The organism is Pseudomonas piscis (genome assembly GCF_009380155.1).
Taxonomy (GTDB): Bacteria; Pseudomonadota; Gammaproteobacteria; order Pseudomonadales; family Pseudomonadaceae; genus Aquipseudomonas; species Aquipseudomonas piscis.
In genome coordinates this window covers 250203-263070 of the sequence record NZ_WHUV01000005.1, presented here as the reverse complement: position 1 = coordinate 263070, position 12868 = coordinate 250203, and the positions used below count along the sequence as shown (strand labels likewise).

Genomic DNA, 12868 nt, shown 5'->3' with positions numbered 1-12868 from the left:
TGCGGCAGCGGCTACACGAAACCTGTAGCCGCCCGCGGGTTTACAAGGCGAAAGGAATGGTCAGCTTGGCCCACAACATGTCGCCCTCGGGGCGGTTCTGCACGTCGAACTCCTTGGCCCAGCGGATCTCGGCGCTGGCGTACTTGAGAAACCGCAGGTGCAGCGCCGGGCCGATGGCGAATACCTGGCCGCGCACGCCGTCGCTGACGTCCTCGCCCATGAAGGTCACGGTCTTGCCGAACTGCTTGTCGTCGGTGGTCTGCTTCAGGTAGTAGCCGTTGAGCCCCAGGCTCAGGTCATCGGTCACCCGGTAGCTGGCCGAGTAGTCGAAGTGGAAGATCTGCCCGGAGCGGTAGTGGGTGGCGTGGTTCTCCTTGTTGAAGCTGTAGGTGCTCTTGAGCGACAGCTCGGTGCGCTCGGTGGGCAGCCAGGTCATGGAGAACAGCGGCTTGTAGGTGGTGAAGTTGTTGCTGGTGTTGGCCATCCGCTCCTTGTCGTATTCCCCCGTGGGCAGGGTCACCTCCACGGCTGCGGCCAGGGTCAGGTCGGGGCCCATGTCCCAGAGGATGATCGGCGCCAGGGTGGTGTCGCCCATGCTCTCGCGGCGGTCGCTCTGGCCGAACATCGCCACTTGCTGGCGCAGGTAGGGCTGGGCCGCGTAGCCGCCCAGGCGCCCGCCGAAGATGCGTATCGGGCTGAGGTAGTCCAGGCGCGGGATGATCGCGTCGGAGGTGATCTTGACCCCCGGGACCTTGCCGCCCATGGAGCTGATGTCGAGCTTCTTCGCCTGGTAGTGGTTGTAGTAGAGGTTGAAGGAGAACATGTGGTCCGGAAGCTGGTCGGACCCTAGCGGCAGGACGTAGAAACCGTCGGTGCCGGGACCTATGTTGTCGACGCCGGACTCGGTGGCCTGGGCGCTCACGCAGCAAGTGGCCAGGACCAGGGCCAGGCCTGGGCGCAGGGGAAAACTGGGACGGGTCGGGTGCATGGTTGGGCTCATTCTTATTGTTAGTAGGAGGGCTGCGGCGGGGGCACCGGCCGCCCCATAGAAATAAGCCCTGGCCGGCCCGCGGGGCAGGGTATTGGCGGCCACTCAGGGGGACTTTGTCGGACACTTTGCAATGCCTTGTTACATTCCTCCGCCAAAGCCTGTGGGAAGGGATATGCTTGGCCTGGCCGGTGCAGCCTTGGCAGCGGTGTTGTCCCGACAATAAGAACAGCCGCCCTAGCGGCCCGGAATCGCCTCCATGAACAAAGCCGTCGATCCCCATGACCAGCTGGCACTGGTGTCTCCTTTTCTGTTGCAGACCCTGGCCGATGTCGCCAACGACAAGGGCATCAGCGCCGAGCGCCTGTGCCGTGGCCTGGGCTTCACCCTGGACGACCTGCAGGACCCGACCCTGCGCATCTCCTACCGCCAGGCGGTGGCGATGATCGAACGGGCCCTGGACGCGTTGCCCCAGCAAGGGCTGGGGCTGTGGGTCGGCAGCCGCAACGTGCTGGGCACCCTGGGCCTGCTGGGCCATGCCCTGTCCCTGTGCCGGACCCTGGGCGACGCCTTCGAACTGGGCATCCGCCACCAGCACACCTCGGGCACCATCGTCAGTGCCGATATCGGGCGCCAGGGCGAGGAGTTCTTCGTCGAGCTGCAATGCCGGTTGCCCTACGGCGAGGTGCAGATCTTCGCCGCCGAGGAGTTCTTCGCCAGCTTGCTGATCTATGGCCGGGCGCTGTTGAGCGCCGACTTCCAGGCGTTGCGGGTGGAGTTCATGCATGCCGCGCCGGCCTATGCCGGGCTCTACACCCAGTTGCTGGGACCGAACGTGCACTTCGGTTGCCTGCACGCGCGCATGGTGATCGAGGCCCGCTGGTTGCAGGCGCGGTTGCCCAACCACCATCCGGTGGCGCTGCGCCAGGCCCTCAAGCTGCTGGAGCTGGAAAGCGCCCAGGTGCACCAGAAGATGGACCTGATCCAGGCGGTGGAGCGGGCCTTGTCCCGGGATTTGCGCTCCGGCAGCCATATCGAGCAGGTGGCGGGGGACCTGAACATGAGCGGGCGCACCTTGCGTCGGCGTCTGACCGAGCACGGCCTGACCTTCGAGACCCTACTGGAGCGGGTGCGCCAGGCGCGGACCCTGAACCTGCTGGGCAACCCCGAGCTGTCCATCGAGCGCATCACCGAAGAGGTGGGCTACAGCGACGTGCGCAGCTTCCGCCGGGCCTTCAAGCGCTGGACCGGCCTGAGCCCCAGCGCTTTTCGCGGAGACGCCGCGCTGCATTGAGCAGGCTTGGCGTTTTCCTGTGGACGCTGCGCGCCCGTACGCAGCCTGCGGCAGCGGCTACGCGAATCCGGTGTAGCCGTTGTCGAGCCATGGCGAGGCTGCGTCAAGGGCCACAGGCCCTTCAGCAATCGCAAGATCCAGGTGATCCTGCGGGTCGCGCACGGCCTGCGGCGGCGGTAAACTCCGCGCTTTCATTCAGGAGTTCCCATGAGTTACTACCAGTCCGGCATCCTCGCTGCCCCCGTTCCGTCCCAGGCCCGCCACCTGTTTTTCGCCCTCGAGTCCATCGCGGCGTTGCCCCAGGCGCTCGACCAATTGCTGGCGCGGATCGATGGCGCCAGCGCCGTGGCCGGGTTCGGTGCCTCGCTGGTCAAGGCCCTGGGGGCTCGTGTGCAAGGACTGAAGGCCTTCCCCGGACTGACCGGGGTCGGCGTCGATAACCCTTCGACCCAGCACGCCCTGTGGGTCTGGTTGCATGGCGACGAGCGAGGCGAGCTGATGCACCGCAGCAATGAACTGGAGGCCGCGCTGGCCCCGGCCTTTCGCCTGGTGCAGATGAACGAGGCCTTCCGCCACAAGACCGGCCATGACCTGACCGGCTACGAAGACGGCACCGAGAACCCCCAGGACGAGGCAGCAGCCACGGCGGCCCTGGCCGTTGGCGAGGCCGGGCTGCGCGGTGGCAGCTTCGCCGCGATCCAGCAGTGGCAGCATGATTTCAAGGGGTTTGCCGCGATGCAGCCCGAAGAGCGTGACAACATCATGGGCCGGCGCCTGAGCGACAACGAGGAACTGGACGACGCTCCGGTCTCGGCCCACGTCAAGCGCACGGCCCAGGAAAGCTTCGCCCCTGAAGCCTTCCTCGTCCGGCGTTCGATGCCGTGGCTGGAAGGTGACAAGGGCGGCCTGATGTTCCTCGCCTTCGGCCACTCCTTCAGTGCCTTCGAAGCCCAGCTGCGGCGCATGAGCGGCCTGGAAGACGGCATCACCGATGGCCTGTACCGCATGAGCCGGCCGATCACCGGTGGCTACTACTGGTGCCCGCCGTTGCTGGACGGCAAGCTCGACCTGCGCGCCCTGCAAGCGGCCTGACCGGCACTCCACCCCGCCGCCCAGGGGCGCATGGCAGCTAACGCCGATTGCCGGCCAGCGGCAGGATGGCCAGGAACGACAGCGCGCAGATCGCCATGGAGGCCAGCAGTAGCAGGCCAAAATCCAGGGTGTCGCCCAGCAGCCAGGCGGCGAGGGACGGGCCCACGGCCAGGCCGCCACAAATGGCCAGGTTGGCCAGCACCACCAGCTTGCCGCCCTGGCGGTCGTAGTCGCTGATCGCCGAGAGCAGGAAGGGCAGGGCGAAGGTCCAGGCGAACTTGAAGGCGCAGGCCGCCAGCAGGTAGCGCCAGGTGGAGATCTCGCCGAGCAGGCCGCACAAGCCCGCGGTCATGGCCAGGTAACCCAGGGCCAGCAGCCAGGCACGCCGGCCCCGGGCTCCGATCCAGCTGGCCCGCCCATCAATGAAGCCGTCGCCAGGGCGCTGGCACTGTCGCCGGTGCTGATGCCGCGCAGGCGTGCCAGTTCGCCGGCGAAGGTCCAGATGCCGCTGAGGCTCAAGTAGAAAAGAAAGATCGCCAGCATGCCCAGGCAGACCTTGAGCCGCATCGCCTGGGCCTCGCGTGGCGGCAGCGGGCGGTTATCGTCGTGACTCCCGGTGGGCAGGGAAAGCACCAGCGGCAGGATCAAGGCGGTGAACAGCGCGATCAGCAGGAAGAAGCTGGAAACGCCCCAGTGCTCGAACAGCCATGGCATGAACTGCAGGCACAGCGCCGCCAGTACCAGCTGGCCGGTGACCCACAGGCCGAACGCGCGGGTGGCGTTGGGCAAGGTTCCGGCGGTGCCCAGGCACACCAGCACCAGCGCGGCTTCGCTGAAGGCCGTGAGAAAACGCAGGGCGGCCAGGAGACCGAAGCCGGGGCTCGGCTCGCTCATCAGCCAGGCGCTGAACAGGTTGCCCAACAGGAACAGGCTGCCGGCCAGGCCGGCGATCCAGCGCCAGTCGTAGCGGCGCATCCACAGGTAGGTCGGCAGGGTGGAGATGGCCATGGCGCCCAACTCCAGGCTGAACAGCCAGCCGACCTGGCGGTTATCCATGCCCAGTTCGACGATGTAGCGGCTGACCAGGGCCGGTGCCGTCAGCAGCACCAGCGGCCCGATGGCGGAGAACAGGATCACCGCCAGCAGGCGCAGGCTGTAGCGGCTTTGCGCCATGTCGAGGGCTGGAGCGGATGGCACGCTCATGAGTAGCGCTCCGGCTGCTCCAGCAGCGGTGAATGCAGGCTGGCCTTGAGCTGGGCGATCCACTGCCGCTGGTGTTCGGCCAGTTCCTGGCCCGGCAGGGCGCGCATGGCGCTCAGGTGGGGATCGGCGATGCCGCTTTGCAGGCCGCTGAGGGTCTCGATCACCGCCAGGCCGAAGTACGGCACCGAGTTGGCCTCGTAGCCGCCTTCGTGGCACAGCACCAGGCGCCCATCGCACAGGCGCTGGGCGGCGAGCATCAGCCGGGCCGTCAGTTTGCGGTAGGCCTCGCTGTGCAGCAGCATGCGGCCCAACGGGTCGTGGGCCCCGGCATCGAACCCGCAGGGCACCAGGATCAGTTGCGGACGGTGGGCGGCCAGGGCCGGCAGCACTATTTCGTCGAAGGCATGCAGGTAGGCGCCTTCCCCTGAGCCCGGGGGGAGCGGGATATTGATATTGAAACCCAGGCCGGCCCCTGCCCCTTGTTCCTCGACCTTGCCCGAATCCTGCGGATAGTTGCCGTCCTGGTGCAGGGAGATGGTCAGCACCCGCGGATCGTCCCAGAAAATACTCTGGGTGCCATTGCCGTGGTGCACGTCCCAATCCACCACCGCGATCCGTTCCAGGCCATGCACCGCCAGTGCTTCATGGGCGGCGAGCGCGGCATTGGCCAGCAGGCAGAAGCCACGTCCACGGTCGGCTTCGGCATGGTGTCCAGGTGGTCGGACCAATGCGTAGGCATTGCGCGCATCGCCACGCAGCACCTGCTTGACGGCCTCGATCACCCCGCCGGCGGCAAGCTTGGCGATCTCGAAGCTGCCGCTGCCGAACGGAGTATTGTCGCCAGCGTCGCCACCTTGCCGGTCGCTGAGGCCTTGCAGGTATTGCAGGTAGTCGGCGCCATGCACGCGCAGCAGTTGTTCATCGGTAGCGGGCCTGGGCTTGATCGGCAGCAGTTGTTCGGTGATGCCGCTGATATCCAGCAGGTTCTTCAGCCGCCGCTTGCTTTCCGGGTTCTCGAAGTGCAGGCCGGGTTGGATCTGCAGGCCGGGGGCGAACAAGCCGGCATGGTTGCCGGTGGAATGCCACATGTAGAGCTCGTGCCAGACAAGTGCCGTTTGCATGGAGTCATTGCCTCTCTGGCGCACGGAAGTACGCCGGTTCTCGGGATGCTATCGGGGAGGGTGCGAGCCGAGGTTAGAAAGGCTGGGGCAATCGATAAATACACCCGAGGAGGTAGGGGCGACAGGCGATCCTTGGCCGAGCCCCAGGGCAAGTGTTTCCTTCGGAAACAGCCTTGGCCGGGGCGAGCGTCACGCCAGGGCAGGTGGGAGTGAGGCTTGCTTGAGGAACAGGTCGCACAGCTGCATCTGCGAGGACACCGCAAGGCGCGCGTAGATATTGCGCCGATGCACCTTGACCGTACCGGGGCTGATGCCCAGGTGCCGGGCGATGAGCTTGCCGGGGTTGCCTTGCAGCATCAGGCGCACCACTTGCCGCTCCCGTGGGGTCAGCAGTTGCTCGGCAAAGGTCGCCAGAGCCTGCTCCAGGGGGCTGGTGGCGCTTGGCGGTGCGCGATGCTGGTCGCTGTAGCTGCGCAACAGGTGCTGGAGGATCGGGTAGATGTTGTGCAGTGCTTGCAACTCCTGGGTGCTGGCCAGGCAGCGCGAACGCCTGCCGATGGACATGACCAGGGTGGTCTGGGCATCGACGGGCACCAGCACACCGATTTCATCGGCCAGGTCCAGCTCCTGGTAGTAGTGCCGGTAGTAATCGGTGTCGCGCAGTTGGCAGGTGCGCTGGTTGATGCGCAGGATGCCGCTGGTACGGCCATCGATGATGGAGCAGGACACCGGGTCCAGGCGGTAGATGTCGTCCAGGTAACGCGCGATGTAGCGTTCGTGGTGCTGGGCAGGATAGTCCTCGTAGAGGATCTGCGGACGGCAGCCTGCGCGATAGGACTTGATGACCACGTTGTCATGGGCCAGCAAGGACTGCAGGGAGTACGACAGCAAGTCCGGGAACCCCGGGTGGGCGCTGTTCTCCAGCAACCTGGCGAGCATCTGGTGCCAGTCGGCCATTTCCCACTTCGCCAGCGCCTTGGTCAGTTGCATGGGTATCCCCCCGTTCGCGTGTTCTGGGTTGCTGTCGGTATTGGCAGCAAATGCAGTGCCATCTTGTGCTTGGCCAGGATTCGCGCAGCGCCCTGTTTGCCAAGGGCCGCCGCTGCTTGCCCGGCGCTCGATCGGACGAGTGGCGTACAGAGATTTCGTACGATTCTTGTCAGAAAATTCCGAGAGGAGTACAAATGTACTCCATGACGACTTTATCTCCCCGGCGCAGTGCCATCCTGACCTTTATCCGCGAACGCATCGCCGATCGCGGCCAGCCGCCGAGCCTTGCCGAGATCGCCGAGGCCTTCGGTTTCGCCTCGCGCAGCGTGGCGCGCAAGCATGTACTGGCCTTGACCGAGGCCGGTTTCATCGAGGTCAACCCGCATCAGGCGCGGGGTATCCGCCTGCTCAACCAGGCGCCACGCCCCGAGCTGCTGGAGATCCCGGTGCTGGGCCGGGTCGCCGCCGGTGCGCCGATCGGTGTCGATGCCGAGATCCACGGCCAGTTGCTGCTGGACCCGGGGTTGTTCTCACGCACGCCCGACTACCTGTTGCGGGTCCAGGGCGACTCGATGATCGACGACGGCATTTTCGACGGCGACCTGGTGGCGGTACGCCGCAGCGCCGAGGCACGCAATGGCCAGACGGTGATCGCCCGGCTCGATGGCGAGGTGACCATCAAGCGCTTCGAGCGCAAGGGCCAGGGCATTCGCCTGCTGCCACGCAACTCGGCCTACCAGCCGATCGAGGTCACGGCCGACCACGAGCTGTTCATCGAAGGCGTGTTCTGTGGCCTGGTGAGGCAGGGCTGATGGGCGCCGTGGTCGCACTGGACTCGCTGTTCAATGCCGGGCGGGTCTGGAAGGGCCGCCCGGCGGCCGTGCCCGCCAGTGTGCATGCCACCGGCCACGCGGCCCTGGATGCGGTGCTGCCCAGTGGCGGCTGGCCGGAAGCGGCGTTGACGGAAATCCTTGTCGCCGCCCAGGGCCTGGGCGAGTTGCAATTGCTCTGGCCGAGCCTGGCGCGGCTGGCGGCGGCGGGGGAGCGCATTGTGCTGGTGGCGCCGCCGTTCGTGCCTTTCCCCCTGGCCTGGCAGAACGCCGGGGTGGATCTGCGCCAGTTGTCGATCATCCAGGCCGCAGAGCGCGATGCCTTGTGGGCCGCCGAACAGTGCCTGCGTTCGGGCAGTTGCGGCGCGGTGTTGTGCTGGCCGCAACAGGCCGACGACCGGGCCCTGCGGCGTTTGCAGGTGGCGGCCGAAAGCGGCCAGACCCTGGCCTTCGCCTACCGTCCCCTGGAGGCCGCGCACAATCCGTCGCCAGCGGCCTTGCGCCTGACCTTGCAGGGCCATCCTGCGCAGTTGCGGATTCTCAAGTGCCGGGGTGGCCTGGCCCATCCACAACCGATTGCCCTGCAGGCCGGGCACTGAGGCCGACATGCGCTGGGTGTGCATCCTGTTCCCGCAATTGGCGCTGGACGCGGTACTGCGCCAGCGCGCCGAGCCCCAGGCGCCGCTGGCGCTGCTCAGCGGCAGCCCGCAACGTCGAGTGATCCAGGCGGTGAACGACGCCGCCCGCGAGCTGGGGTTGCGTCCCGGGCAATCGCTGACGGCCGCCCAGGCCCTGACCCAGGATTTCGCCTGTGCCGAGTACGACCCCCAGCAGATCGATCACTGGCAGCAGTTCCTTGCCGCCTGGGCCTATGGCTTCAGCTCCCAGGTCAGCGTGGCCTATCCACGCACCCTGGTGCTGGAAATCGAATCGAGCCTGGGCCTGTTCGGGCCTTGGCCACAGTTGCAGGCTCGCCTGCGCCAGGAACTGCAGGCATTGGGCTTTCGCCATCGCATCGTCGCGGCTCCGAACCCGGCGGCGGCCCGGGTCCTGGCCAATGCCTACGATGGCCTGGCGGTGGCCGGCGAGCAGGACCTGCACCAGGCCCTGGGACCGATGCCCATCGAGCGCCTGGGGTTGGCAGCAGAGCAGGCCACGGCCTTGTCGCGCATGGGCGTGCGCAGCTTCGCCCAGCTCCGGCAGTTGCCGCGCCAGAGCCTGGCCCGGCGCTTCGACGCCAGCTTGCTCAAGCAACTCGATACCCTGCTTGGCGAACGTGCGCTGGGGCTGGCCTTCTACCTGCCGCCGGATCGTTTCGACCTGCGCATCGAGCTGAACTTCGATGTGCAGTCCCACCAGGCGCTGCTGTTTCCCCTGCGTCGCCTGACCGCCGACCTGGCGGCTTTTCTCTGTGGTCGCGACAGTGGCGTGCAGCGCTTCGTCCTGCACCTGGAGCACGCCGAAGGCGCTAACACCCTGGTCCCGGTAGGGCTGCTGGGTGCCGAGCGCGACCCGGCGCTGCTCTTCGAGCTGGCCCGCGGGCGCCTGGAGCAGATCCAGGTGCCCGCTGCGGTGCGCAACCTGCGCCTGGTGGCCGAGGACTTGCCACTGTTCGTGCCCCGGCATACGGAGCTGTTCGAGGAGCGGCCACAGCAGAACCTGCCCTGGGAGCAATTGCGCGAACGGTTGCGGGCGCGCCTGGGGGACGATGCGGTACAGGGCCTGGGCTATCGCGCCGACCACCGCCCGGAGCTCAGTTGGCAGCCCCAGGCCGATCCGCGTCCGTGTCCGGCCAACCCGGGCTTGCGCCGCCCAGGCTGGCTGCTGACCGAACCCCAGCCACTGGGCGAAGGTTCGGTGCAAATCGTCATGGGCCCGGAACGCATCGAGTCCGGTTGGTGGGACGGTGCCGATGTGCGCCGCGACTATTACCTGGTCCAGACTCGCGCCGGCCAGCAGGGCTGGGCTTATCGCCAGGTAGGCGAACCCGGGCCGCTGTTGCTGCAAGGCTGGTTCGCATGAGCGGCTACGCCGAGCTGCATTGCCTGTCCAATTTCAGCTTCCAGCGTGGCGCCTCCAGTGCCCGGGAGTTGTTCGAGCGCGGCCAGGCCCTGGGCTACCAGGCCCTGGCGATCACCGACGAATGCACCCTGGCCGGTATCGTGCGGGCCTGGCAGGCCGCCCGCGAGACTGGCTTGAAGCTGATCGTCGGCAGTGAAATGCAGGTCGAGGAGGGCCCGCGCCTGGTGCTGCTGGTGCAAGAGCTGGCCGGTTACCAGGCCCTGTGCCGGCTGATCACCCGGGCCCGGCGCCGGGCCGAGAAGGGGTGTTATCGCCTGTTGCGGGAGGATTTCGCCGAGCCCTTGCCCGGGTTGCTGGCGTTGTGGCTGGTCGATGAGAAAGGCGATGAGAAGGACGACCCCGATGCGGCGTCCTGGTTGCGCCAGGTGTTCCCCGAGCGGCTGTGGCTGGCGGTGGAACTGCATTGCGGCCAGGACGATGCCCGGCGGTTGCAGCAACGCTTGGCCCTGGCCCGGCAACTGCGCCTGCCAGCGGTGGCCTGCGGTGATGTGCACATGCATGTGCGTGGACGCCGGGCCCTGCAGGACACTATGACCGCGATCCGCCACCACCTGCCGGTGGCCGAGGCTGGGCAGCGCCTGTTCGCCAATGGCGAGCGCCACCTGCGGCCGCTGCCGGTGCTGCAAGGCCTGTACCCCCAGGCGCTGCTCGATGAGTCGCTGGTGATTGCCGAGCGCTGCCACTTCGACCTTGGCCAGTTGCGCTACCAGTACCCTCGGGAGCTGGTGCCCGAGGGCCACGACGCCGGTTCCTGGCTGCGGGTCCTGGTCCGCGAGGGGATTGCCCGACGCTGGCCCGCCGGGGCCCGGCCCGAGGTGCTGGCGCAGATCGAGAACGAGTTGCAGGTGATCGGCGAGCTGGGCTACGAGAGCTACTTCCTCACGGTGCATGACATCGTCGCGTTCGCCCGCGAGCGGCACATTCTCTGCCAGGGGCGCGGCTCGGCGGCCAACTCGGTGGTGTGTTTCGTCCTGGGCATCACCGCGATCGACCCGGATCGTTCGGTGATGCTGTTCGAGCGGTTCCTGTCCAGGGAGCGCAACGAACCGCCGGACATCGACGTCGATTTCGAGCACGAGCGCCGCGAAGAGGTGCTGCAGTACGTGTTCCGGCGCTATGGCCGGCATCGTGCGGCGTTGACGGCGGTGGTCAGTACCTATCACGGCGCCGGGGCGGTGCGCGACGTGGCCAAGGCCCTGGGCCTGCCGCCGGACCAGGTCAATGCCCTGGCCGCCTGCTGTGGCCGCTGGAGCGATAGCGCGCCTGATCTTGAGCGCCTGCGCGAAGCCGGTTTCGACCCCGAGAACCCGCTGCTGCGCCGGGTCCTGAGCCTGACCGGGCAGTTGATCGGCTTTCCCCGACACCTGTCCCAGCACCCCGGTGGCTTCGTGATTTCCGAGCAGCCCCTGGACAGCCTGGTGCCGGTGGAGAATGCCAGCATGGCCGAGCGCACGGTGATCCAGTGGGACAAGGACGACCTGGACATGGTCGGCCTGCTCAAAGTGGATATCCTCGCCCTGGGCATGCTCAGCGCCATCCGCCGCTGTTTCGATCTGATCCATGACTATCGCGGCCAGCGCTATAGCCTCACCAGCATTCCCAGCGAAGACCCGGCGACCTACGCGATGATCGGCCGGGCCGATACCATCGGCGTGTTCCAGATCGAGTCGCGGGCGCAGATGTCGATGCTGCCCCGACTCAAGCCGAAGAAGTTCTACGACCTGGTGATCGAGGTGGCCATCGTCCGCCCCGGGCCGATCCAGGGCGGCATGGTCCACCCGTACCTGCGCCGGCGCGATAAGAAGGAACCAGTGACCTATCCCTCGCCAGCACTGCAAGAGGTGCTGGTGCGTACCCTGGGGGTGCCGCTGTTCCAGGAGCAGGTGATGCAGATCGCGGTAGTGGCGGCCGACTACACCCCGGGCGAGGCCGACCAGCTGCGTCGTTCCATGGCGGCCTGGAAGCGCCATGGCGGGCTGGAGCCCCATCGCCAGCGCTTGCTCAAGGGCATGACGGGCAAGGGCTACAGCGAGGAATTTGCGGCGCAGATCTTCGAGCAGATCAAGGGCTTTGGCAGCTATGGTTTTCCCGAGTCCCATGCCGCCAGTTTCGCCCTGCTGACCTATGCCAGCTGCTGGCTTAAGTGCCATGAGCCGGCGGCCTTCGCCTGCGCCCTGATCAACAGTTGGCCCATGGGCTTCTACAGTCCGGACCAGATCCTCCAGGATGCTCGCCGCCATGGCCTGGAGATCCGCCCGGTGGATATTCGCACCAGCAACTGGGATTGCAGCCTGGAGCCGGTCCACCGCTCCGGGCGTGATGAGCAGGGCGCCAGCGCTGGGGCGGCAGGCGCTGCGCAGGACCGTGTACCTGGCCAGCCGGCCCTGCGCCTGGGGCTGCGGATGATCAAGGGTTTTCGCCAGGAGGACGCCCTGCGTATCGAGCAGGCCCGGGGCCAGCGGGCCTTTGCCGATATCGCCGACCTCGGGGAGCGGGCCCGGCTCGATCTGCGGGCCCAGGAATTGCTGGCCGATGCCGGGGCCCTGCAGGGCCTGGCCGGTAATAGGTTCCAGGCCCGCTGGCAGGTGGCCGGGGTGCAGCAGCAGTTGGGGCTGTTCGCCGGCTTGCCAGGCCAGGAGGAGGCGCCGGTGAACCTGCCCCGGCCCAGTGTCGGCGAGGACCTGTATGCCGATTACCACAGCCTGGGCACTACCCTGGGGCCGCATCCCCTGGCCTTGCTCCGGCCGCAGCTTACGGCCCGGCGCTGCCGCAGCTCCCGGGACTTGCAGGGGCTGGAGCATGGGCGGGCGGTGAGCGTGGCCGGGCTGGTCACTGGGCGCCAACGCCCGGGCACCGCCAGCGGGGTGACCTTCGTCACCCTGGAGGACGAGTTCGGCAATCTCAACGTGGTGGTCTGGCGCGATCTGGCCGAACGCCAGCGCCGGGTGCTGGTGGGCGCGCAGTTGCTGCGGGTCGACGGCACCCTGGAGACCGAGGGCGAGGTACGCCACCTGGTGGCCGGGCGCCTGAGCGACCTGACCCCGCTGCTGGCCGGGATCAAGGTGCCCAGCCGGGATTTTCGTTGAACGATCAAGGGCTTGCTTGAATACCTGGAAATGCTCTGCCAATCCATTGGCGCCAAGGCTTTTTTATTCCTTTTCGCGATGATAGCGCTTTGGCATAATCGCCGCCGGTGACGCCCCCCGCGTCAAGATCCAGAACATCCGAACCGTCTTTTTCGAACCCGTGCCTATACGGATTCGCGGTG

General features: G+C 67.0%; 11 protein-coding genes. 6 read left to right on the top strand and 5 right to left on the bottom strand.

Annotated elements, in window-relative coordinates:
• Window positions 1-40: 40 nt before the first annotated feature.
• Window positions 41-988, bottom strand: a complete 948-nt coding sequence (locus GDH07_RS25910; protein WP_053131229.1) for a SphA family protein — start codon at window positions 986-988, stop codon at window positions 41-43.
• 259 nt (window positions 989-1247) lie between these two features.
• Here GDH07_RS25910 and GDH07_RS25905 point away from each other — a divergent pair, with 259 nt between their 5' ends.
• Window positions 1248-2282: an AraC family transcriptional regulator gene (locus GDH07_RS25905; protein ID WP_152899338.1), complete on the top strand. Its 1035-nt coding sequence runs from the start codon at window positions 1248-1250 to the stop codon at window positions 2280-2282.
• 207 nt (window positions 2283-2489) lie between these two features.
• Entirely contained in the window at window positions 2490-3374 is an 885-nt protein-coding gene (locus tag GDH07_RS25900) for a Dyp-type peroxidase (RefSeq protein ID WP_152899337.1), read from the top strand.
• A 37-nt stretch (window positions 3375-3411) separates the two neighbouring features.
• Here GDH07_RS25900 and GDH07_RS25895 read toward each other — a convergent pair whose 3' ends face one another.
• The 4 genes from GDH07_RS25895 to GDH07_RS25880 all read right to left on the bottom strand — a co-directional run bounded on the left by GDH07_RS25895 (window position 3412) and on the right by GDH07_RS25880 (window position 6688).
• Window positions 3412-3726, bottom strand: a complete 315-nt coding sequence (locus GDH07_RS25895; RefSeq protein ID WP_152899336.1) for a hypothetical protein — start codon at window positions 3724-3726, stop codon at window positions 3412-3414.
• On the bottom strand, window positions 3723-4577 hold the full coding sequence (locus tag GDH07_RS25890) for an MFS transporter (protein WP_152899335.1): 855 nt from the start codon (window positions 4575-4577) through the stop codon (window positions 3723-3725). Before GDH07_RS25890 ends, GDH07_RS25895 begins: the two co-directional genes overlap by 4 nt.
• Window positions 4574-5698 (bottom strand): class II histone deacetylase, encoded by a 1125-nt coding sequence (locus tag GDH07_RS25885; protein ID WP_218584751.1) that lies wholly within the window; start codon window positions 5696-5698, stop codon window positions 4574-4576. The genes GDH07_RS25890 and GDH07_RS25885 overlap by 4 nt, the downstream gene beginning before the upstream one ends.
• A gap of 189 nt (window positions 5699-5887) precedes the next feature.
• A complete protein-coding gene (locus GDH07_RS25880; protein ID WP_152899334.1) occupies window positions 5888-6688 on the bottom strand; it encodes a helix-turn-helix transcriptional regulator in 801 nt (266 codons plus the stop codon).
• A 194-nt stretch (window positions 6689-6882) separates the two neighbouring features.
• Between GDH07_RS25880 and lexA the strand changes: the two genes are divergently transcribed.
• From lexA to GDH07_RS25860, 4 genes are read left to right on the top strand one after another with little or no spacing between them, the layout of a single operon-like run.
• Window positions 6883-7500: a transcriptional repressor LexA gene (lexA, locus tag GDH07_RS25875; RefSeq protein ID WP_152899333.1), complete on the top strand. Its 618-nt coding sequence runs from the start codon at window positions 6883-6885 to the stop codon at window positions 7498-7500.
• Window positions 7500-8117 carry a translesion DNA synthesis-associated protein ImuA gene (gene imuA, locus GDH07_RS25870; RefSeq protein ID WP_022639437.1) on the top strand — a complete coding sequence of 206 codons (618 nt, stop codon included), beginning with the start codon at window positions 7500-7502 and terminating at the stop codon, window positions 8115-8117. Before lexA ends, imuA begins: the two co-directional genes overlap by 1 nt.
• Before the next feature lie 7 nt (window positions 8118-8124).
• Window positions 8125-9540 (top strand): Y-family DNA polymerase, encoded by a 1416-nt coding sequence (locus GDH07_RS25865; RefSeq protein ID WP_152899332.1) that lies wholly within the window; start codon window positions 8125-8127, stop codon window positions 9538-9540.
• Window positions 9537-12686 (top strand): error-prone DNA polymerase, encoded by a 3150-nt coding sequence (locus GDH07_RS25860; RefSeq protein ID WP_152899331.1) that lies wholly within the window; start codon window positions 9537-9539, stop codon window positions 12684-12686. Before GDH07_RS25865 ends, GDH07_RS25860 begins: the two co-directional genes overlap by 4 nt.
• The last annotated feature ends 182 nt before the right edge of the window (window positions 12687-12868 follow it).